Source organism: Streptomyces sp. TP-A0874 (assembly GCF_001748085.1).
Taxonomy (GTDB): Bacteria; Actinomycetota; Actinomycetes; order Streptomycetales; family Streptomycetaceae; genus Streptomyces.
The window spans coordinates 58,998-80,231 of record NZ_BBZK01000004.1; the positions used below are offsets into that span (position 1 = coordinate 58,998).

The window sequence follows — 21,234 nt, forward strand, 5'->3', positions numbered from 1 at the left end:
GGTGACCAGCTGGAGCCACCCCCTTCGCACGAGTGGCGGTGAGTGATCCGTCACAGGGGCCGCGGCGGTGCGGCGGGGGTCTGACTACGCGTCGTCCCGGTACACCTTGTCCAGGTTGTCCTCCGCCGGGTGGGTACGCGCGGCCGGGCCGGCGGCGAAGGCGCGCAGGACGTTCCCGGTCACCCGGCGGGTGAAGTCACCGGCGCGTCCGTCGATGCCGTGCCGAACGCCCTTGCGGCCCGGCCCTTCGGCGGCCAGCGACTCCACCCAGCGCATGGTGCCGGTGGCGAAGAGTCCGGCACCGTTCTTGAAGGTGCCGTACGCGGAGTCGCTGTGGCTGCTCTCCCCCTTGCACACCACCGGGGAGTGGGCGATCACCTCCAGTGGCCGCGGAGTCGGCGCCTCCGGGGTCACCCGGTCGTACTCCACGCCGACCAACCCCTTGAAGGAGTCCCCCGCCTTGACCCCGGTGCCCGCGAAGACCCAGTGGTCGGGCCGGGTCACCACGTACGGCGCCTCGGTCGGGTAGCCCTCGTAGAGGACCCCGGTGAGCGAGCTCTCCGGATCCGGCGCCGGATGTTCCCGGAAGTCGGTGGTGACCAGGGAGTGTTCACCGCGCTCGTAGTAGGGGTCGTCCCGGTAGTCGGTCTTGTAGCAGACCACCAGGCGGTGCGCGCCACTCCGGGTGGGCTCCAGCCGGACCCGGCGGAAGCAGGTGTTGGCTCCGAGGACCGCGAGGTTGGCCCCGGCGTCCCGGGCCCCGGCGACCCGGGCGCGCTGCTGCGGGGTCCAGTACTCGTCGTGTCCGAGCACCACCACCGCCTTGGCGCCCCGGAGCTGGTCGGAGCGGGTGGCCACGTCCACTCCGGTGGTGTAGGCGAGAGGAATGCCGAGACGTTCCGCGAGGGCCACCAGGGGTTGTTCGTAGACGAGGAACTTGCCCGCGCCGTCGCCGTGGTAGGGCCGGTCGAAGGAGACCGCGAGCGAGCGCTTGCCGTACTCCCCACCCGGACCGTGGTAGAGGCTGTGCCGCCCCCACTCGTTGTATGCCTGCCAGGTCGCCGACGCGTTGAGCAGCACGGTCCGCCCGGAGGCCGATGCGGATCGGACGGTGATCGGCACATAGCGCTGGGCGGAGCGCCGGTCGGTGTCCAGGCGGAGCAGGTAGCTGCCCTCGGGCCAGCCGCGGGTGTGCACGGTGAGGCTTCGTTCCCAGTCCGCGTGGACCGTGCGTGTGGGCCGGTCGAACCGCGGGCGGCGCTGGCGCTCTCCCCTGATCCGGTCCGACTCCCAGATCTTCCGCGCCTGCGCTCCCCCGTACCAGCCCATCCGGTAGGCCCGCACGGTGAAGCCCGGCTCCGAGGTCGAGACATGGAGTCCGAACTCCTCACCGGGCAGCACGCTCACCCGGTCGGTGTACCCCTCGATCGCGGAGGGAGCCCCGCGGGTGGCGATCCGCCAGTCACGGTCGCCGGGGCGGTGGTTCTCCGCGGGGATGGAGAGCCCCTCTTCGGAAGCGTCCGCTCCGGAACGTCCGCCCCCTGTGCAGCCCGCCGCCACCAGCCCCGCACCCGCCCTCGCGGACATGCCGAGGAAACGCCGCCGGGTCACCGGACCGCCGCCCCCGCCGTACGCCACGCCGGTGGGCGCGGTCGCCGCGTCCGCACGACCGCCCCGCTCTTCGCCCATGCTGCTCACCGCCTCGCAGACCCGTCGATCGCCGCCGGGACGGTCCACGCGGTGACGGCAGGAGACGGAGACGCCTGCCGCCGGCAGCGCGGGCACCGGCCGCAGGCCCATACTCACCCGGCGGGCCGCGGCCCGCCGCTCCGGTTACTCCGGCTCGGAGACGCTCCGCGCCCGGGGGCGAGGGCTTCTCGGTCCGGGCTGCCCACCGTCCGGTGGGCAGCCCGGAGCCGCCCCCTGGGCGGCCTGGCCCGCCGGCGTCCCGGACTTCGTCAGGCGCTGCTCCGGCAGGCGCTTCAACAGGCCGGCGCGTTCTTCGGCGAAGGCCGGGTCGGCCTGGTACTCGGAGTGACCGAGGATCGGTGCGGGCAGCGGATGCTCCGGAGTCCGGCCGTAGGCGAGCGGATCCACCAGCGGACTGCGGTCGACCTCGGGCCCCCGGACGGCCTCCCCCGGCAGCCGGACCGGACCGCCGATCGGGTCGGTGCGCCGCCAGAGGTTCCGCCAGCAGTGCACCTCCCGGTACAGCGCGCGCAGCGGCACCCGCCCGAAGTACGCCGGGAACCAGCGCCCGTAGAGCCTTTCCAGTGGGGATCCGTAGGTGAGCAGCGCCACCCTGCGGCGGGTGCGGCGATCCAGTTGCCAGACGGCTGCCGCCGCCAGGACGCTGCCCTGCGAGTGGCCGGACAGCACGATGCGGCCGCCGGTGAGCCGGGTCCAGGTGGACATGCGCCAGGTGAGGTCCGGAACCGCCCGCTCGGCGTAGCACGGCGGCGCGAAGGGGTGTGCGGCCCGCGGCCAGAAGGTGCCGACGTCCCAGAGGATGCCGATGGTGCGCCGGGCCGAGGCGTCGCGGTATGCGAGCCGCCCGGAGGCGAGGAACAGGATGAACCCCAGGCTCACCATCCACGAACCGAGGGCCTGGGCGATCTGCGCGCTGGCGTCGACGATCCGCGGCGAGCCGTCCGCGGCGAGCCCCGGCACCTGCCCGCTGTACCAGGCCCCGACCACCGCCACACCGCCGAGCACGAGGGTCACCAGGGCGGTCGCGCCCACGAACCAGGGGGCGCAGTCGGTGAGCCGGGCACGGGCGACCGTGCCGGCGATGCGCCGGGATCGTGCGGTGTCCTCCGGTTCGCCGGGGTGGCTGCGGCGCACCTCGGCGATCTCCGTCCGCCGGAGGCGCCAGGTCTGCACCGCGAAGCGGCCGGCCAGTCCGGCGAGGACCAGGAGCAGCGGGGGGATGGCGGCAGCCATCCAGGACAGCACCACCGGTGGTCCGGGGACGATACTGTCGGCCATCCCCGGGGTGCCCGAGCGGTCCATCCAGTCGGCGACCCGCTGGGCGACGCCGCCGGAGAGCAGGCCGCCGAGGACGCAGGCGATGGTGGCCACGGCCGCACCGGCGAAACCACGGAGGGCCGCGCGTTCCTCGGGCGCACTGCGGTAGAGGATCCTGCCGACGCAGGCCAGGCCGACCAGCAGGGTGCCCTGGACGATCGCCAGGACCCCGAAGGCCGTGTTGCCGGGGAGTTGGCCCTCGGACTCCCAGCCGGGGCGGGACCAGCCGGAGTGCAGGGCGGAGAGCAGTAACAGGCCGAGGGCGGTGCCGGGGAGCGTCCGCACGATGATCCGGTCGATCCGGTCGTCGGGCCGGGACTCACTGCGGCCGCGGGCCCAGACCACCCAGACCGCCACGGTACCGAGGGCCAGGATCGCCGCGGTGAGCACCCAGCCGACTGTGTCGAGCCGGGGGTCGGCCGCCGACCGGTGGTCGTAGCGGGCGGTGGCGGTGGTCAGCGCCGCGGCGACGGTCAGGAACCCGGCCGCGGTGTGCGCGGCCCGCAGCCGCGCCACCAGCCGCCGCCCGTACCAGAAGCCGGGCAGGCACAGGGCGGGGCGGTCGCCGGCCTCGGGGTCGCCTTCGGTGACCGGCCGGGTCGGCGGGGGCTGGGACTCGTAGGCGCTCCAGGTGCGGTGGGAGAGCCACCACAGGAGTCCGACGACGGCCGCGGGAACGATCGCGGCGAGGGCCAGCCGCCGACCCGGCATGCTCCACCAGCCGCCCTGCTCCTCGGCGAGGAAGCCCAGCCAGCCGCGCCCACTGGTGCAGGTCGGCGAGGCGGCGCACTGCCAGGCCACGAGGTCGAGGGCGACCTCGCAGGCCGCGGCGATCAGCAGCACGGTGAGGCTGAGTGCGACGAGTCGCACCAGCACCCCGTAGGCACGGACGGCGGTGCGGCGTCCGGTGGTGTGTCGCTCGGCGGCCCCGGGGCGCATCCAGTGCGAGAGGTTGGCCACCATGAAGGGGATCAGCAGCAGCCACAGTGCGCGAGCACTGTTGCCGGAGGTCAGGTTGGACCAGCAGTAGGCTTCCTGGACAGGCTCTCCGCCGGCCGGTTCTCGAAGCGACTCGGCCTCGGCGTCCTCGGTGCGGCGGTAGATGCCGGCCGTCTGGTCACCGGTGACCCGGACGGTGCGCGGGTCGTCCAGCATCTCCTCCGGTGTGGTGCCCCCGACGCCGTGGACCAGCAGTTCCAGCGCGAGGCCCCCGGTGTCATCCTCCGGCTCCCGCGCCCGGTCCATCCGTCCAGCCGCTCCGGGCTCTGCGACCGCCGCCATCCCGCTCCCCCGATCTCGGACGACCCGCTGGGTGGTGCCGCGGGCTTGCCTTCTCCTGGGATGCCCATGATGCCCGGGCTCGAAGCCGTTGCCTGACACCTCGTCGGGAAGGGCCGAATCAGCTCGCCCGGGGTCTCGCGGCAGGTATCGGTCACCGGACCGGGCCGTCGCGGCCCGTGAAATGATGGCCGCAGCACCGGGCGGGCCGCCGGGCGGCGAAGGGACGGAGCAGGGTGAGCGACAACCGGAACCTCCTCGCGGAGCAGCGGCGTGCCCTGATCGTGGCCGAAGTCCGGCAGCGGGGTGGGGTGCGGGTCAACGAGTTGACCCGGCGGCTCGGCGTCTCCGACATGACGATCCGCCGGGACCTGGACGTGCTCGCTCGCCAGGGACTGGTCGAGAAGGTGCACGGGGGCGCCGTGCCGGTCGCGGAGCCCAGCACCTACGAACCCGGCTTCGAGGTGAAGTCGGGTCTGGAGCCGGGCGCCAAGGAGGACATCGCCCGGGCCGCGGCGGCCATGGCGGCGCCGGGCAGCGCGGTGGCACTGGCCGGCGGTACGACCGTCTTCGCCCTGGCCCGGCAACTGCTGGAGGTGCCCGAGCTGACCGTGGTGACGAACTCGGTACGAGTGGCGGACGTCTTCTACGGCGCGCAGCGCGCCTCGGCGGTGGACGCGACGGCGCCGGACGCCGGTGCCGGCCGCCCGTCCTCCGGCCCGGCCGCCGTGGTGTTGACCGGCGGTGTGCGGACGCCTTCGGACACCCTGGTGGGACCGATCGCGGACCAGGCGATCGACTCGCTCCGTTTCGACGTGCTCTTCCTCGGCGTGCACGGCATATCGGTGGAGGCCGGCCTCTCGACCCCCAACCTCGCCGAGGCCGAGACCAACCGGCACTTCGTGCGCTCCGCACGCCGGGTCGTGGTGGTGGCCGACCACACCAAGTGGGGCATGGTGGGCCTGAGTTCCTTCGCCTCGCTGCGCGAGGTGGACGCCCTGGTGACCGACGCGGGACTGCCGCTCACCGCCCGCGCGGAGATCGCCGAGCACCTTCCCGAGCTGATCGTCACCGGGGAGGGCGGGGAGCCGGGCTGAGCGGGTGGTCTTCTTCCGTTCTGGTGAGCCGGTGGCTCCGGCCGGAGCCGACCATCTCGGAGTCCGGGCTCCGCGAAGGGCTGGGCGACAGCGGCCGTCAACGGCCCTCCGGCGGCCTGCGGCGCATCGCGACGGCGGATGTGCCCCAGACCGCCGAGTGCCCCCCCGGGGCCTCACCCGCGCCGGGTGGGAGCTGTCCGGGCCATCGCCAGGACAAAGCCGAGGTCATCGAACCGGGCTCCGGGGAGGACACTCCCGTAGAGCTCGCGGAACTGCTCACGAGACAGGTAGCGGTCGCTGGGCAGGTGCGCCAGCCACGGTCGGCCATGCCGGAACCGCAGCTGGAACCATGCGGCACCCGCCCTTCAGCCCCAGGCCGAGCAGCCAGGCGGTGTTCCGCTCCGGGGGAAGACTCACGAAGCGGTCGTGGTCGAGGGCGAACCGGTCGAAGGGACTACGGATCAGCTATCCGCGTCCTGTCTCTCCCGTACACGGAACGGCTCCCGAACGCAGGGGTTCGGCCGAACCTCACGCCAGATCGGTGAGCGCTCGCCACGTCCTCACCGGATCACATGCGCACGCGGCAGACCGCACGCGATGACCGGCACCGAGGGTTCTCCGCGATCCCCGGTGGATCAGCGCGCGGGCATCGGGCAGGGTCGCCCCTTGCCTGTCGGGCGCCGTGGCTGCCGTCGTGAGCCACCGGGCGTACGCCGGCAGCCCTTGATGACGGCCTCGTCACCGGGCCCCGTTCCCCGCCAGTCCGGGTGGACTGGCGGTCCGGGGCGCCTGTCAGTCCGGCAGCGCACCGGTGGCCAGCAGTACGTCGATCGCCGCGCTGTAGGGCTCGATGTCCAGCCCTTGTTCGGCGAGCCACCGGTCGGAGTAGTACTTGTCGAGATAGCGGTCGCCCGCATCGCAGATGAGGCTGACCACGCTGCCGGTCCGCCCCTCGCCGACCATCTCGGACACGATCTTCAGCGCGCTCCACAGCCCGGTGCCGGTCGAGCCGCCCGCCTTCCGGCCGATCGCCCGTTCCAGGGCGCGGACGGCGGCGACGGAGGCGGCGTCCGGCACCTTCATCATCCGGTCGATCGCGCCGGGCACGAAGCTGGGCTCCATCCGGGGCCTGCCGATGCCCTCGATCCGCGATCCGTGGTCGCTGGAGGCGCCGGGGTCGCCGGTGGTCCAACCCTCGAAGAAGCAGGAGTTCTCCGGATCCGCCACACAGACCCTGGTGTCCAACTGCATGTAGCGCACGTACCGGGCGATGGTCGCGGAGGTGCCCCCGGTGCCGGCGGTGGCGACGATCCAGGCCGGTTCGGGGTAGCGCTCCATCCGGAGCTGGGTGTAGATCGACTCGGCGATGTTGTTGTTTCCGCGCCAGTCGGTGGCTCGCTCGGCGTAGGTGAACTGGTCCATGTAGTGGCCCCCGGAGTCCGCTGCGAGGGCGGCCGAGACCTCGTACACCGTCCGCGGGTCCTCCACCAGGTGGCAGCGCCCGCCGTGGAACTCGATGAGCCGGGTCTTCTCCCTGCTGGTCGTGCGGGGCATCACCGCGATGAAGGGCACGCCGATCAGTTGCGCGAAGTAGGCCTCGGATACGGCGGTGGAGCCACTGGACGCCTCGATCACCGGACGGTCCGGCCGGATCCAGCCGTTGCACAGCCCGTAGAGGAAGAGCGACCGGGCCAACCGGTGTTTGAGACTCCCCGTGGGATGGGTCGACTCGTCCTTGAGGTACAGGTCGATCCCCCACTGCTCCGGCAGCGGGTAGCGCAGCAGATGGGTGTCGGCCGACCGGTTTGCGTCCGCCTGCACCTTGCGTACGGCGTCTTTCAGCCACGCCCGGTACGCGGGGTCGCTGCGGTCCGCGTCGACGGTCCCCAGGACACCGTCGCCCCCCAGCCGTTCCATGGTGCCCACCAGCGCGCTCCTCAGGTTTCAGGGTCTCCCACCGCCCAGACATTTCGATCATAAATGCACACTGGCGCCGGGCGGCCCGGCCCGGCAGACTTTCCCTTGGGGGACGCGTCGGCTGCGTGCCCGTGGTCCGCCTGGGAGGCGATGCGGCATGGCAGATCCCGAGTTCGAAGCGACCGGGGTGGGGATCGAGCGACGGTTGCGTTCCCTGACCCGGGCCGGCCGGGTGCGGATCGGCGACGGCAGGCTGACGCTGCTCACCAGCTACGGCAGCGAGATCGACAGCGCCCCGGTCGACCGCGTGGAAGCGGGTCGGCCGTGGTTCGCCCGCGATCGGGCGTTGGCCACCTTGAACGGCACCCGTTATCTGCTCACCCTCCGGGACCGCGATCCCGCGCCCGGTGAGTCCGGGCCGCCCTCCCGAGGACGCTTCCTCGACGCGGTCCGCGCCGCCCGCGGCCGCTCCCGGCGCGACTGAACCCGGCCCCCGCCACCCCCGGCCGCCGACTACCGACTACCCACCGAGCACGGACAGCGGATCGTCCAGTACCGGCTGCCAGGCCAGCTCCGCCGCCCCCACCAGGCTGTTGTGGTCCAGCGTGCACGGCAGGATCGGCACGCCTCCGCTGCGCCCCCAGAGGCTGTGGTCGGCCACCACCGCGCGGAGCCGCTCGGCGTCGAATCGGAGCAGGTCCCCGTAGAGCCCGCCCAGGATGATCCGGTCCGGGTTCAGGATGTTGACCAGGCCCGCCAGCCCGGCTCCCAACCGGGCGGTCAGCAGCCGCACCGCTTCGCCCACCGCCGGATCGGACGCCTCCTCGGCCAGCAGTTCCTGGGACTGCCGGAGCAGTGACCCCTCGGGCCCGGGCTCGCGGCCGGCCGCCTCCAGGAAGGCCAGCGGGTCGGCCTCCACGTCGAGGCAGCCGCGGCCACCACAGTGGCAGGGCCGCCCCTCCGGGTGGACCGTCAGGTGTCCGACCTCCAGCGCCAGGCCCGAACTACCGCTGTGGAGGCGTCCGCCCAGCACCAGCGCGCCGCCGACACCCCGGTGCCCGGTGGCGACGCACAGCAGGTCCTGGGCGTCGCGGCCGGCTCCGTGCCGGTGCTCGGCGAGGGCGGCGAGGTTCACGTCGTTGCCGGCGACCACGGCGGTGCCGCCCGACTCGGCCCGGAAGACACCGGCCTCCGCCACGCATCCACCGAATATCTCCCGGACCGGGGCGCCGGCCGGCCAGGCCACGTGCAACGGGTTCAGCGCCGTTCCCTCCGGTTCGGCGACGGCGGACGGCACCGCCAGCCCCGCGCCGAGACATCTTCGCCCGGACTCCCGCAGCAACTCGGCGCCCGCATCGGCCACGGCGCCCAGGACGTGGGCGGGGTCGGCGGGCACGGTCATCCGCCGGGGCTCGGTGGCCACGATCCGTCCGCCCAGCCCGACGAGCGCCACCCGGAAGCCGTCCGCGTGCACCTGCGCTGCCAGCACCACGGGACCCTCCGGGTCGAGGGAGAGCCGGTGCGAGGGGCGCCCCTGCGAACCGGCAGCCGCCCCCGGCCGGGAGTCGACGGTGATCAGGCCGAGGGTTTCGAGTTCGGCCGCCACGGCCCCCGCGGTGGCACGGGTCACGCCGAGCCTGGAGGTGAGCACGGCGCGGGTCGGCGCGCGACCGGTGTGGATGAGCTCCAGTGCCGGTCCGAGGGCGCTGCGGCCTCTCTCCAGCCGCGATGTCCGAGTCTGGGTCACCGCCCTATTCTCACTTCCCGCCGGTCCCTGCCAAATCCGCTGCCGAGGGGGTCCCGTACGCGGGACGGCCGATGGCCGGCCCCGTCGCCGCGGGGCCGGCCATCGGTGCGCTCAGGCCGGAGGCCTATGCGCTTACTTGAGGAAACCGATGTGCTCGTAGATCGGGTCGGTCAGCCCGAGGGCGCCCAGGTTGGCGATGTTCTTGTCGATCGCGACGATGTCCGGACGCTGGTAGATCGGCAGGATGCCGGCGAGCTTCCAGGTCTCGGCGTCCGCCTCGTTGATCAGCTTCTGGCCCTCGACCGGGTCGGTGGCCTGAGCCGCCTTGTTGATCAGCTCGTCGAGCTCCTTGGTGCCGATCTTGCCGAAGTTGGTACCGCCCTTGGTGCCGTAGACGTTCAGCGAGCCGCTGGCCGGGAACGGGGTCCCGATCAGGCTGAACGGCGTGATGTCGAAGTCGCCCTTGGCCAGGTACTTGGTGAAGAAGTCGTTGGCCGGCACGGACTGCACGTCGACCTTGATGCCGACGTCACCGAGCATCTCGGTGAGCATGGAGCCCTCGTTGATCGCTCCGGCGATGCCGGCGGGGATCACGAAGCGCACCTCAAGGAACTTGCCGTCCTTCTTGCGCAGCTTGCCGTCGAGCTTCCAGCCGGCCTCGTCGAGCAGCTTCCCGGCCGCCTCGGGGTCGAACTTGCCGAGCTTGCCGGAGTTGTCCTTGTACCCGTCCTGGTTGGCCACCAGGTAGTGGTTGTCCAGCGGGGTGGCGTCCCAGCCCAGGCCCTTCAGGTTGGACTCGGCCATGGTCTTCCGGTTGATGGCCATGAAGATGGCCTGCCGGACCCGCACGTCCGAGAGCTGCTTGCTCTCGCCGTTGAAGCTGAAGATCCGGTAGTTGGGGCCGCCGGCCTTGCGGATCTCACCGCGCTTGACCTTGGAGGCCTGCTTGTAGGCGGACGGGTCACCGGCGATCTCGAAGTAGTTCACCTCGCCGTTGGCGTAGGCGGCCGGCATACCGCTGGCTTCCATGGCACGGAAGACGATCTTGTCCAGCTTGGGCTTGTCACCCCACCAGTTGGGGTCGGGGACGACGGTGACCGTCTGCGCGGTCTTGTCGATCTTGTCCAGTTTGAAGGCGTTGCCCGTGATCGGGATCTTGCCGACGTACCCCTCGTTGAACTTCTTGGCGTCCGCCATGTACTTGGCCGGGTAGAGCGGGCCGTTGGCCGGCGCGCTGAACATGGCCTGCCAGTCCGCGAACGGAGTGGCGAAGGTCATGATCGCCTCGTACTCGTCCTTGCCCTTCTTCACGCTCTCCACCTGGTCGTAACCGGTGGTGGAGCTGACCTGGAAGGACTCGTCCTTGCCATCCATGGCCTTGACGTTGGCCGCCAGGTCCTTCCAGGTGATCGGCGTCCCGTCGGACCACTTGGCCTTCGGGTTCAGCTGCCAGGTGACCACCTGCTTGCCGTCGACCATCTCGGACTGCGCGTCGAGCAGGAACGCCTCGTTCGGCACCTGGGTGCCGTCGGCCTGAGAGTGCCAGAAGGAGGGCATGAGGGCCCGCAGGACGCTCGAGGCGTTGGCGTCCGCGCCGTCCGCCTCCAGCCCGTTCCACTGGGTCGGGAGGCCGCTGAGCGCCCAGCTCAGCGTCCCACCCTGCTTCAGCTTGACCGGGTCGGTGGCCTTGACGTCGACGGCGGTCGTCTTGGGCGTCTCCTTCTTGCCCTTCGCGTCGTCGTCGTCGGAGCCGCCGCCACAGGCGGTCAGCAGCAGGGAGGACGCCGCCAGGGTGGCGACGATAGCGATCGGATATCTGGAGATTTTCACCGGTGCCTCTTTCTCTGGCATTGGGGTTGAGGGTTGTTCGAAAATGTGGAGCGGGAGGTGCGCTGGTGGGGGGCGCCGGTGTGGCCGGGCACTTCAGAGGAGTTCGAGAGCGGTGGGGAAGTGGCAGGCGGCCGCGTGGTCCTCGGCCAGCGGTGCGGTCGCCGGGTCCTCCTCCCGGCAGCGGGACTGGTCGGCCTTCTCGAGCGTGGCGTACTTCGGGCAGCGGCCGGCGAACCGGCAGCCGGCCGGCACGTCCGTGGGGCTGGGAAGGTCGCCGCTGAGCAGGATCCGGGTCCGCTCACGCTCCTTGTGGGGGTCGGGCAGCGGCACCGCCGACAGCAGTGCCTGGGTGTAGGGGTGCGAGGGCTGGGCGAAGACCTTCTCCGCCGCGCCGATCTCCACGATCCGGCCGAGGTACATCACCGCGATGCGGTCGGCGATGTGCCGGACGACGGACAGGTCGTGCGCGACGAAGAGGTAGCTGAGGCCCAGTCGGCTCTTCAGCTCGTCCAGCAGGTTGAGCACGCCGGCCTGGATGGAGACGTCCAGGGCGGAGACCGGCTCGTCCAGGATGACCAGCTTGGGCTCCAGGGCCAGCGCCCGGGCGATGCAGATCCGCTGCCGCTGCCCGCCGGAGAACTCCTGCGGGTACCGGTCGGCGTGGTCGGCCTCCAAGCCCACCATCTCCAGCAGTTCGGGAACCCGCGCGGCGATGCGGGCCTTGTCCCAGCCGTGCGTCCGGAGCGGCTCCGCGAGGATGTCGCCGATCGGCATCCGCGCGTCGAGCGCGGCCATCGGGTCCTGGAAGACGATCTGCATGTCCCGGCGGAGGCCCTTGCGGTCCGCCCGGCTGAGCTCGGTGATGTTCTTGCCGAAGACGGTGACCGTGCCGGTCTGGTCCCCGGGCAGGTCCAGGATCTCCAGCAGCGTGGTGGTCTTGCCGCAGCCGGACTCTCCCACCAGCCCCAGCGTCTCGCCCTCGCGGATGTCGAGGCTGATGCCGTCGACCGCCCGTACGGTGCCGACCCGCCGCTTGACCAGGCCCCCCTTGGTGAGCGGGAAGTGCTTGGTCAGCTGGTCGAGTTCCAGGACGGTCGGACGCTCCTCCCGCGGCAGCCGCTCGACGGGCGCGGCATCGGGGAGTTCCGGCACCGGGTAGACGGTCGCCCGGTCCAGGGTGTCGCCGATCTCGCCGGCGCGGTGGCAGGCGGTCCGGTGCGCCGCCCCGTCGGCGACCGCCAGCTCCGGCTCGGTCGTCCGGCACACGTCCGTGGCGACCGGACAGCGCGGGGCGAACGGGCAGCCGGGAGCCAGGTCGACCATCTTCGGCGGGTTGCCCTCGACGGGGGTCAGGGCCCGGCGGGAGCCGTCCTCGACGCGGCCCTCGTCCAACCGCGGGATCGAGCCGAGCAGTCCGATGGTGTAGGGCATCCGCGGCCGGTAGTAGACCTCGTCCACCGGACCGGTCTCCACCGGGCGGCCGGCGTACATCACCTGCACCTGGTCGGCGAAGCCGGCGATCACGCCGAGGTCGTGGGTGATCATGACGATGGCCGCCCCGGTGACCTCCTGGGCCCGCTTGAGGACGTCCAGGACCTGCGCCTGGATGGTCACGTCGAGAGCCGTGGTCGGCTCGTCGGCGATGATGACCTCGGGGTCGTTGGCGATGGCCATGGCGATCATCGCCCGCTGACGCATCCCGCCGGAGAACTCGTGCGGGAAGGCGTCGACCCTGCGGTGCGGGTCCGGGATGCCGACCACGTCGAGCAGTTCGACGGCGCGCTTGCGGGCGGCGTCCTTGCTGATCGACTGGTGCACCCGGAGCGCCTCTGCCAACTGGTAGCCGACCGAGTAGACGGGGGTGAGGGCCGACAGCGGGTCCTGGAAGACCATGGCGATCTCCTTGCCACGGATCTTCGACATCGCGCCGTCGCTCAGACCGAGCAGTTCCCGCCCGCCGAGCTTGACCGAGCCGCTGACCCGCGCCGTCTCGGGGAGCAGCCCGAGGACGGCCATGGAGGAGACGGACTTGCCCGATCCGGACTCGCCGACGATGCCCAGCACCTCGCCGGGGCGCACGGCGTAGGAGACACCGCGCACGGCCTGCACCTCGCCCGCCTCGCTGGGGAAGGAGACGTTCAGGTCGCTGACTTCGAGGATCGGCTTCGCCGTGTCGGCGGCCCTGGTCGGCTGGTCCGGCTTGGTCTCGGTCACCGTCGGGGTCCTTCCTGAGACGCGCGGTGCGCGGGGCGGTGCTGCTGGCTGGAGAGAGCGGAGTTCACGAGTCCTCCCCGGAGGTACTCGTGGCCCCCGCACCGTCACCGGCGGTGGTCCTGGTTCGGCTTCCGGCCGGGGCCGCCGCCTCCGGCCCCCCGCGCTCCTCTCCGTCGGCCTGCTCGGGAACGACCGCCCCGGTGCCGCCCGCCGGCTTCCCCCGCTTCCCGCGCTTCTCGCGCGGCATCCGGGCCTTGGCCCCGCTGGCGTTGGGGTCGAGGGCGTCGCGCAGCCCGTCACCGACGAAGGAGATGGCCACACCGATCATCACCAGGCAGCCGGCCGGGAAGAAGAACAGCCAGGGGTAGCTGGCGGCGTTGGTGGTGTTGTCGGCGATGACGGTGCCCAGCGAGACGTCCGGTGCCTGAACGCCGAACCCGAAGTAGGAGAGGCTGCTCTCTCCGATGACCGCCAGGCCCACCTGGATGACGCAGTCGATGATGAGCATCGAGGCCATGTTGGGCAGGATGTGCCGGAAGATGATGACCGGCGCAGGCACGCCCATGTACTTGGCCGCCTTGACGAACTCGCGGTCCTTGAGCGTGAAGGTCATCGACCGGACCACTCGGCCGGTGATCATCCAGCTGAACGCACCGAGCAGCAGTACGAAGATCAGCCAGGTCTTGCCCCGGAACACCGGCGACATCACGGCGATGATCAGGAACGACGGCATCACGAGCAACAGGTCGACGATCCACATCAGGATGCGGTCCGTCCAGCCGCCGAAGTACGCGGCGAAGGATCCCACGGTGGCGGCGAGGAAGGTGGTCAGAACACCGACCAGAAGACCGATCACCAGCGACTTCTGCAAACCCCGCATGGTGAGGGCGAAGAGGTCGACACCGCCCTGGGTGGTGCCCCACCAGTGCTCCCCGCCGGGCTCGGCCAGGAAGCTGCTGTAGTCGTGCTGCTTGTAGTCCCACTGGGTGAACAGGGGGCCGACGTAGGCAGCGAGGAACAACAGCACGATCACCACCAGACCGAACAGCGCCAACCGGTTCCTGGCGAACCGGCGCACCGTCAGCTGGAGCCGGGAGGTGCGGGCCTTGGCGCGGGGGCCTTCGGCATTGGGTGCGGAGCCTTCGATCGGCTCGGTCGCTGGGGGCAGCTGGACGCTCATCGCGCGCTCTCCTGAAGAAGCGGTGGGTACAGGGCGGGGGTCAGCTGACCCGTACTCGTGGATCGAGCGCTGCGTACACCAGGTCGGACAGCAGACCGGCGATCAGCACCAGCACGGCGGTGAACAGACCGACCGCGGCCACCGAGTTGACGTCCTGTTTGTGGATCGAGTCGACGAGGAGCTCACCCATGCCGTGCCAGCCGAAGGTCTTCTCCGTGAAGGTCGCACCGGTGAACAGCAGCACGATGTGGTAGACGAGCAGCGGCACCACCGGCAGCACCGCGGTGCGCAGACCGTGTTTGATCAGCGCCTTGCGGCGTCGCAGCCCCTTGGCCCGGGCGGTGCGCAGGAAGTCGCTGCCGAGTACGTCGAGCATGGTCGAGCGCTGGTAGCGGCTGTAGAGCGCCACCTGCATGATGATCAGCGTGAGAGCCGGCAGCAGCATGTGCTGGGCTCGGTTGATGAGCGCCTCGAAGTTCCACTGGCCGGCGTACTGGGCGTCGTACTCGCCCAGCACCTTGATGGTCTGGGAACCTCCGTTGACGGCGGTGGCCCCGATCTTGAGCGCCACGGCGACCACGAACACCGGCATGGCGAGGATGAAGAACGACGCGAGCGTGGTGAAGCGGTCGAAGAATCTGTACTGCCGGACGGCTCCGATGGCTCCGAGGGCGACGCCGCCCGCCGAGCCGATGATGGTGGAGAGCAGGAGCAGCCGGGTCGAGACCCCCACCCGGCGTCCGAAGTCCTCGTTGACCCGGTCGCCGTCGATGTTCTTGCCGAGGTCACCGTGGACCAGGTCATTCGCCCAGTGCCCGAACCTGACCAGCACCGGGGTGTCGGGGTTCATGTTGTAGTCGTCCAGCGTCAGGGTGATGGACGACTCGGGCAGCGGTGGGTTGCGGCCGTCGAACTTGGCTCTGGGGTTGAGACTGAGCGCGGCCAGGAAATATGTGAGCGAGGCCGCGATCAACACCAGGACCAGATAGTTCGCCGATCGGCGGAGCAAATACCGGCCCATGGTGACGCCCTTCCCTCGGTGCGCACCGCATCAGTGCGGACAACTGGGGGAGAGTGCGGTGCGGGTCGATCAACATCTTTGGGCCATGCAACGGAATTGTCGATAACAGGATGTTCACGGAGTGATAACGCCAACCCCCCTATAGATTAAGGGTATTCAGGGAACCAACTCGCGACCACCAGGCCGGAGAGCGGACATCCCTTTGATTCCCAGGCGTCACCGGTCTATGAGGTTCGATCCCCGATATACGGACGGCTTCGACAGCGGGTGACGAAGGTACGCCGGTGAGGCACGGAGCACCCTGATCCTCCCGGCCTCACCCACTTGTCCGGCATCGACGCAAAGCGACGGCTCTCAGCTGGTTTCGTCCGGAGGCGGCTGGCTACTGGGACAAGGACACCGACGGCCCACCGTCCTCCCCGGTATGGAGAGACGGCCAGCGCCTCGACCGGTGGAGGAAGGCCCTGGGGAGAGCCATGAACGGTACGGCGGTACTGGTGGACGGGTACGAGCGGGTGCGCGGCGCGGTGCACGGCGTGCTCGACGGACTCTCCACCGCGGACCTCAACGCACGGCTGGACGGCAGCAACTCGATCGCCTGGCTGGTATGGCATCTGACACGTGTGCAGGACGATCACGTGGCAGACGCCTCGGGCCTGGAGCAGGTCTGGCTCGCCCAGGGGTGGAAGCGGCGGTTCGCCCTCCCTCTGCCGGCCGGCTCGACCGGCTACGGGCACGGCGGCGAGGAGGTCGCGGCGGTGCGGGTCGACTCGGCGGATCCGCTGCTCGGCTATCACGACGCGGTGCACGAGCAGACGGTGGGCTGGCTGTCGGAGCTCGACCCGGCCGAGTTGACCAGCGTCATCGACGAGGCGTGGGATCCACCGGTGACCCTCGGTGTGCGCCTGGTGAGCGTCCTGGCCGACGATCTGGAACTCGTGGGCCAGGCCGCGTTCCTCCGCGGTGTACTGGAGCGCGGCTGACCGGTGGTACCCGCCGCGCTCCCGGGCCCCTCCGACCGCCGCGGGAGCGGACCGACGCCCGGGCCCCCGACGGCTGTTCGACGGTCGGGGCGAGCCGCCGTCGGGACATCCCGGCGGCGGCCCGTTCCACCGCCTTCCCCTGGAAGCAGGCGTCCTGCCCGCCCCGTGCTCGACGGTTCAGGCCTTGTCGAGCGCGCCCAGCGCCCGCCGCGCCAGCGGAGAGGTCCGGACGACCTCGCCCAGCGTGGTGGAACCGCGGGTGATCCCGGCGAAGACGTTCCAGGCCGGACGGAATCCGGTCATCACCGTGTGCAGTAGGCGGGGGCGGCGCTTGAAGACGGCCAGCATCCGCTGCCCCACCCCCATCTCCACACCGAGCCCGGCCTTGATGGCGAAGGCGTAGTTCAACGCCTGGCGCCGGGCGTCCACGGCGTCCTGGGCCTCGGCGATCCGCACCGCCCACTCGCCCGCCAGTCGCCCCGAGCGGAGGGCGAAGGAGATGCCCTCTCTCGTCCACGGCTCCAGCAGGCCGGCGGCGTCACCGCAGACCAGCACCCGCCCCCGGGAGAGCGGTGAGTCCTCGGCGCGGCAGCGGGTCAGATGACCGGAGGAGATGGCGGGTTCGAAGCCGGCCAGCCCGAGCCTGGCGATGAAGTCCTCGAGGTAGCGCTTGGTCGCCGCCCCCTCGCCGCGCGCCGAGATCACCCCGACCGTCAGGGTGTCCCCCTTCGGGAAGACCCAGCCGTAACTCCCCGGCAGCGGGCCCCAGTCGATGAGGATCCGCCCGGCCCAGTCCTCGGCGACGGTGGCCGGCACCGGGATCTCGGCCTCCAGGCCGAGATCGACCTGGTCCAGCTTGACCCCGACGTGCGCTCCGATCCGGCTGGCGCTGCCGTCCGCGCCCACCACCGCACGGGCCAGCACGACCTCTCCGTCGTTGAGCACGACGGCGACCGTGCGCCGGTCGGGCACGGCCGGTCCGTGCTGCTCCACCCGGGAGACGGTGACTCCGGTGCGCACGTCGGCGCCCGCCGCCTCCGCCGCCTCGACCAGCCGCTGGTCGAACTCCTGCCGGTTGACGAGGCCGAAGAGCATGTTCTTCGAGCGCCGGGTACGCGTCAACCGCCCGTTCAGCGAGAAGGTGACGGCGTGCACGCGGTCCTGCAGCGGGAGTTCGAAGCCCGGCGGGAGCGCGTCCCGGGAGGGCCCGATGATGCCGCCACCGCAGGTCTTGTACCGGGGTAGCTCGGCCTTCTCGAGCAGCAGGACACGTCGCCCCGCGACCGCGGCTGCGTAGGCCGCCGACGACCCCGCCGGTCCCGCGCCGACCACCACGACATCCCACACGTGCTCGTTACGCTCGCCTGACTGGGCTGCGTTCTCGCTGCTCACCTGTGCTTGCGCTCCCGTTCGACTGAGTCCTCGAGCTGGTATTCGAGGAGTCTCCGGTTTCCGTCCCGCATCCTACGACCCCGGTTTCCCACGGAAGTTCGAGGGAAGATCGACACGATTTCAGCCATACGTCCGGGTGCCCCGCGGCCCTTCTCGCGTTCGACTCGCTCGGGGACCGCCGGCTGCCGACCGGAACGGGCGGACACTGCGCGCGCAACAGGCTCAGCCGACCGGCACACCGGCCTCCAGGTTGAGGACGGTGGCTTGCTCGCGGGCCCGGAGGGCCCAGCGGAGCCGGTTGAAGCCGGAGGTCGGCAGGAGGCGCTCGGCCTCGCTCTCGGTGACGAAGCGCCAGTCCCGGAGCTCCGCGTCCGGCAGCAGCACCCGGTCACACTCCTCGGAACCGAGACGGCCGCCGTCGAAGAGCAGTCGCAGTCCGCCGTACTTCGGCGGCTCCGGGGGCTCCCAGTCGACGATCAGCAGGCCCGGGACCCGCTCCAGCCGTATGCCGGTCTCCTCGGCGACCTCGCGCATCCCCGCCCGGGCCGGCGCCTCACCGGGCTCCACGATGCCGCCCGGGAACTCCCAGCCGGGCTTGTAGGTCGGGTCGACCAGGAGCACCCGGTCCCGCTGGTCGAACAGGAGCACCCCGGCGGCCAGCGTCTCGGTGGCCGGTTCGGGCGTCTGGACGATGTCGCAGTTCCCGGCCCCGGCCCGGACCGCCGCCGCCACCCGCTCGGCCGCCTGCCTGGAGGTGAGGCGGCCGACGTCCACGATGTGCGCGTCGGCGGAGAGCCAGGGCAGTGCGGCGCGGTACCGCTCGATCCGGGAGCCGGCCTCGGGACGGGGTCCGCAGAGGTCGTCGCCGTCGGGCCGCTGGCCCTGGTGGATCGCCGCCCGCGTTCGCAGGATCGTTTCGTCTGTGTGCAGCAGGACGTGCCGGACCGAGATGCCCCGGGCGGCGAATCCCCCGAAGATCTCGTCCCGGTGCGCCTGGTCGAGCAGGGTCATCGGCACCACGAGCGGGCCGGGAACCTCACTGAGCGCGGCCGCCGCGGTCTCCACCAGCAGCCTCCGCCAGGAGGGCAGCTCCTGGTAGTCGTCGGCCTCCTCCAGACGCTTGGCCGGCAGGAGCGTCCGCAGGCCGCTCACCACGGACTCCGGGTCGTAGAAGGTCGCCCCGGGGAGGACGTCCACCAACTCGCGTGCCGTGGCGGTCTTGCCCGTGCCGAACGCGCCGTTCAGCCAGACGATCACGCTTCCCCCTCATCGGTAGCTCCCAAAGGCCTGCCCGCAACACCCTGCCACGGAAACACCCCGCGGTCGCGGGGGTCGCGGCCCGGTGTGCGAAGCCGCCGACCGACGAGGTTCAGCCGCCGCCCCGGGCCGTCCACACCGCGGCCGCCGCGCCCACCACACCGGCGTCCGCGCCCGTCCGCGCCGGCAGCACCTCCAGCCGGCGGAGGAACGACAGGGCCGCGTACTCGTCGAGCGCCCGGCGCACCGGCGCGAAGAGCACCTCCCCGGAGTCCGCCACTCCCCCGCCGATCACCACGACGTCCAACTCCACGAGGGCCGCGGTCGAGGCGATGCCCGCGGCCAGCGCCCGGGCGGCCCGTTCGAAGGCGGCGAGGGCGGCTCCGTCCCCCGTGGCCGCCGCCCGGGCCACCGCCCCGGCCGTCCGGTCCCCGTCTTCCCCGGGCCGCCAGCCGTGCGCCAGGGCGTGCCGGGCGATGTTGGGTCCACTGGCGATGCTCTCCAGGCAGCCTCGACCGCCGCAGGCGCAGGCGTCACCGTCCAGGTCCACGCAGACATGGCCGATGTGACCGGCGTTGCCCGTTGCCCCCCGGTGCAGGCGACCGCCCAGCACCAACCCGCCGCCGACGCCGGTGGACACCACCATGCAGAGCGCGTTCTCCCGGCCCCTGGCCGCTCCCCGCCAGTGCTCCGCCGCCGCCATCGCCACACCGTCGCCCACCAGCGTGACGGGCAGTCCGCCGGTGGCCGCCGAAACCCGGTCCACCAGGGGGAAGCGCCGCCAACCGGGGATGTTGACCGGACTGACCGTGCCCGTGGACGCGTCAACGGGTCCCGCGCTTCCGACTCCCACGGCGGTCACCCGCGACCAGTGGGGCCGGTCGGCCAGGTCCCCCAGGACCGCCTCGACCGCGCCCATCACCGTTGTGCCGCTCCGCCGGGCCGGGGTCGCGCACCGAGCCCGGGCGACCAGCCGTCCGCCGGCGTCCACCAGCGCCCCCGCGATCTTGGTGCCCCCGATGTCCAGGGCGGCGACGAGCTCGTGGTCCATCCTTCTCCTCTGCTCCGAAGGGTGCGGAGCACACGGTCCCACCCGAGGTTCTTTCCTGACAACGTTATCCAGCGCATCGGCCGCGGGGCTCTTATGCTCATAGGCATTCTTCCCGCGCAGACGGACAGGGACTTCGCACCGTGGATGACACCGCGCCCGCTTCCGGGCTCCGCTACGGCATCCGGCCGACGATGAAGGATGTCGCCGCCCACGCCGGCGTCGGCCTCAAGACGGTCTCCCGGGTGGTGAACGGCGAGCCCGGTGTCACCCCGGACACGGCACGGCGGGTGACGGAGGCCATCGAGCAGCTGGGGTTCCGCCGCAACGACAGTGCCCGGCTGCTGCGCAAGGGCCGCACCGCGAGCGTCGGGCTCGTCCTGGAGGACTTGGCGGACCCGTTCTACGGACCGCTGAGCCGGGCCGTGGAGGAGGCGGCACGCGCCCACGGCGCGCTGCTGATCCACGGCTCCAGCGCCGAGGACCCGCAGCGGGAGCGGGAGTTGGTCCTCGCCCTCTGTGCCCGCCGGGTGGACGGTCTGATCATCGTGCCGGCGAGCACCGACCACCGCTACCTGGAACCGGAGATCGCCGCCGGGGTGGCCACCGTCTTCGTGGACCGCCCGGCGGGTCTGATCGAGGCCGACGCGGTGCTCACCGACAGTTTCGGCGGCGCCCGCGACGGGGTCGCCCATCTCATCGCCCACGGCCACCGCAGGATCGGCTTCATCGGGGACCAGCCGGGCATCCACACCGCCGCCGAACGCCTTCGCGGCTATCACGCGGCGATGCGGGAGGCCGGACTGACGGTCGATCGGGCCTGGGTGTCCCCGGGCAGCACCGAGCCGGAGCGGGTGCGCGCCGCCGCCCGGTCGATGCTGGCAGGCCCGGAGCCGGTCACCGCGGTCTTCTCGGCCAACAACCGGGTGACCGTGACGGCGGTGCGGGTGCTGCGGGAGGAGCGGCGACCGGTCGCACTGCTCGGTTTCGACGACTTCGAACTGGCCGATCTGCTCGTTCCCGGGGTCAGCGTGATCGCCCAGGACTCCGCCGAGTTGGGGCGCAAGGCGGCCGGGCTGCTCTTCCGCCGGCTCGGCGGCGGGGTCCCCAGGGAGCCGGTGCGCATCGAACTCCCCACCCGGCTGATCGCCCGCGGCTCGGCGGAGTCGCCGCCCGGCAGCTGAAGGGGCGCGGCCCGGTACGGCTCCCGGCGGCCCGCTCGGTGCCCCGGCGTTGGTCCGCC

15 protein-coding genes are annotated in these 21,234 nt (G+C 71.7%); 4 read left to right on the plus strand and 11 right to left on the minus strand.

Annotation, left to right across the window (positions count from 1 at the left end; all coding sequences use genetic code 11):
- Positions 1 to 84 precede the first annotated feature (84 nt).
- Positions 85 to 1,587, minus strand: a complete 1,503-nt coding sequence (locus BGP73_RS04455; RefSeq protein ID WP_079127301.1) for a N,N-dimethylformamidase beta subunit family domain-containing protein — start codon at positions 1,585 to 1,587, stop codon at positions 85 to 87.
- A gap of 246 nt (positions 1,588 to 1,833) precedes the next feature.
- Positions 1,834 to 4,308 carry a hypothetical protein gene (locus BGP73_RS04460; protein ID WP_139134524.1) on the minus strand — a complete coding sequence of 825 codons (2,475 nt, stop codon included), beginning with the start codon at positions 4,306 to 4,308 and terminating at the stop codon, positions 1,834 to 1,836.
- A 233-nt stretch (positions 4,309 to 4,541) separates the two neighbouring features.
- Here BGP73_RS04460 and BGP73_RS04465 point away from each other — a divergent pair, with 233 nt between their 5' ends.
- Positions 4,542 to 5,402: a DeoR/GlpR family DNA-binding transcription regulator gene (locus tag BGP73_RS04465; RefSeq protein WP_069812163.1), complete on the plus strand. Its 861-nt coding sequence runs from the start codon at positions 4,542 to 4,544 to the stop codon at positions 5,400 to 5,402.
- A 792-nt stretch (positions 5,403 to 6,194) separates the two neighbouring features.
- Here the strand turns inward: BGP73_RS04465 and BGP73_RS04470 are convergent.
- On the minus strand, positions 6,195 to 7,319 hold the full coding sequence (locus BGP73_RS04470) for a PLP-dependent cysteine synthase family protein (protein ID WP_069812864.1): 1,125 nt from the start codon (positions 7,317 to 7,319) through the stop codon (positions 6,195 to 6,197).
- Positions 7,320 to 7,476: 157 nt separating this feature from the next.
- Between BGP73_RS04470 and BGP73_RS04475 the strand changes: the two genes are divergently transcribed.
- Complete coding sequence (locus BGP73_RS04475; RefSeq protein WP_069812164.1) at positions 7,477 to 7,803, plus strand: hypothetical protein; 327 nt, start codon at positions 7,477 to 7,479, stop codon at positions 7,801 to 7,803.
- A gap of 36 nt (positions 7,804 to 7,839) precedes the next feature.
- On the opposite strand, the gene BGP73_RS04480 is transcribed toward BGP73_RS04475, so the two are convergent.
- From BGP73_RS04480 to BGP73_RS04500, 5 genes are all read right to left on the minus strand, one after another.
- A complete protein-coding gene (locus tag BGP73_RS04480) occupies positions 7,840 to 9,066 on the minus strand; it encodes an ROK family protein (RefSeq protein ID WP_069812165.1) in 1,227 nt (408 codons plus the stop codon).
- Positions 9,067 to 9,198: 132 nt separating this feature from the next.
- Complete coding sequence (locus BGP73_RS04485; protein WP_170837751.1) at positions 9,199 to 10,896, minus strand: ABC transporter family substrate-binding protein; 1,698 nt, start codon at positions 10,894 to 10,896, stop codon at positions 9,199 to 9,201.
- Positions 10,897 to 10,989: 93 nt separating this feature from the next.
- Complete coding sequence (locus BGP73_RS04490) at positions 10,990 to 13,110, minus strand: ABC transporter ATP-binding protein (protein ID WP_069812167.1); 2,121 nt, start codon at positions 13,108 to 13,110, stop codon at positions 10,990 to 10,992.
- Between the two features lie 64 nt (positions 13,111 to 13,174).
- The gene (locus BGP73_RS04495; RefSeq protein WP_079127200.1) at positions 13,175 to 14,290 is read right to left on the minus strand and encodes an ABC transporter permease; all 1,116 of its coding nucleotides are present in this window, start codon (positions 14,288 to 14,290) and stop codon (positions 13,175 to 13,177) included.
- 40 nt (positions 14,291 to 14,330) lie between these two features.
- Positions 14,331 to 15,311, minus strand: coding sequence for an ABC transporter permease (locus BGP73_RS04500; RefSeq protein WP_069812168.1), 981 nt, complete (start codon positions 15,309 to 15,311; stop codon positions 14,331 to 14,333).
- A gap of 476 nt (positions 15,312 to 15,787) precedes the next feature.
- On the opposite strand from BGP73_RS04500, the gene BGP73_RS04505 reads away from it, so the two are divergent.
- Entirely contained in the window at positions 15,788 to 16,294 is a 507-nt protein-coding gene (locus tag BGP73_RS04505; protein ID WP_069812169.1) for a mycothiol transferase, read from the plus strand.
- Positions 16,295 to 16,471: 177 nt separating this feature from the next.
- Here the strand turns inward: BGP73_RS04505 and BGP73_RS04510 are convergent, their stop codons facing one another.
- From BGP73_RS04510 to BGP73_RS04520, 3 genes are all read right to left on the minus strand, one after another.
- Positions 16,472 to 17,686 carry a geranylgeranyl reductase family protein gene (locus BGP73_RS04510; protein ID WP_069812170.1) on the minus strand — a complete coding sequence of 405 codons (1,215 nt, stop codon included), beginning with the start codon at positions 17,684 to 17,686 and terminating at the stop codon, positions 16,472 to 16,474.
- A gap of 222 nt (positions 17,687 to 17,908) precedes the next feature.
- Positions 17,909 to 18,943, minus strand: a complete 1,035-nt coding sequence (locus tag BGP73_RS04515) for an NUDIX hydrolase (protein ID WP_069812171.1) — start codon at positions 18,941 to 18,943, stop codon at positions 17,909 to 17,911.
- A 112-nt stretch (positions 18,944 to 19,055) separates the two neighbouring features.
- On the minus strand, positions 19,056 to 19,994 hold the full coding sequence (locus BGP73_RS04520; protein WP_069812172.1) for an ROK family protein: 939 nt from the start codon (positions 19,992 to 19,994) through the stop codon (positions 19,056 to 19,058).
- 140 nt (positions 19,995 to 20,134) lie between these two features.
- Between BGP73_RS04520 and BGP73_RS04525 the strand changes: the two genes are divergently transcribed.
- Positions 20,135 to 21,175, plus strand: a complete 1,041-nt coding sequence (locus tag BGP73_RS04525) for a LacI family DNA-binding transcriptional regulator (protein WP_069812173.1) — start codon at positions 20,135 to 20,137, stop codon at positions 21,173 to 21,175.
- Positions 21,176 to 21,234 lie beyond the last annotated feature (59 nt).

What these genes read in the sequence shown, in the direction of transcription:
- BGP73_RS04455 (WP_079127301.1), bottom strand. Translation starts at nt 1,587, where the DNA reads ATGTCCGCGAGGGCGGGTGCGGGGCTGGTGGCGGCGGGCTGCACAGGG.
- BGP73_RS04460 (WP_139134524.1), bottom strand. Translation starts at nt 4,308, where the DNA reads ATGGCGGCGGTCGCAGAGCCCGGAGCGGCTGGACGGATGGACCGGGCG.
- BGP73_RS04470 (WP_069812864.1), bottom strand. Translation starts at nt 7,319, where the DNA reads ATGGAACGGCTGGGGGGCGACGGTGTCCTGGGGACCGTCGACGCGGAC.
- BGP73_RS04475 (WP_069812164.1), top strand. Translation starts at nt 7,477, where the DNA reads ATGGCAGATCCCGAGTTCGAAGCGACCGGGGTGGGGATCGAGCGACGG.
- BGP73_RS04495 (WP_079127200.1), bottom strand. Translation starts at nt 14,290, where the DNA reads ATGAGCGTCCAGCTGCCCCCAGCGACCGAGCCGATCGAAGGCTCCGCA.
- BGP73_RS04500 (WP_069812168.1), bottom strand. Translation starts at nt 15,311, where the DNA reads ATGGGCCGGTATTTGCTCCGCCGATCGGCGAACTATCTGGTCCTGGTG.
- BGP73_RS04505 (WP_069812169.1), top strand. Translation starts at nt 15,788, where the DNA reads ATGAACGGTACGGCGGTACTGGTGGACGGGTACGAGCGGGTGCGCGGC.
- BGP73_RS04520 (WP_069812172.1), bottom strand. Translation starts at nt 19,994, where the DNA reads ATGGACCACGAGCTCGTCGCCGCCCTGGACATCGGGGGCACCAAGATC.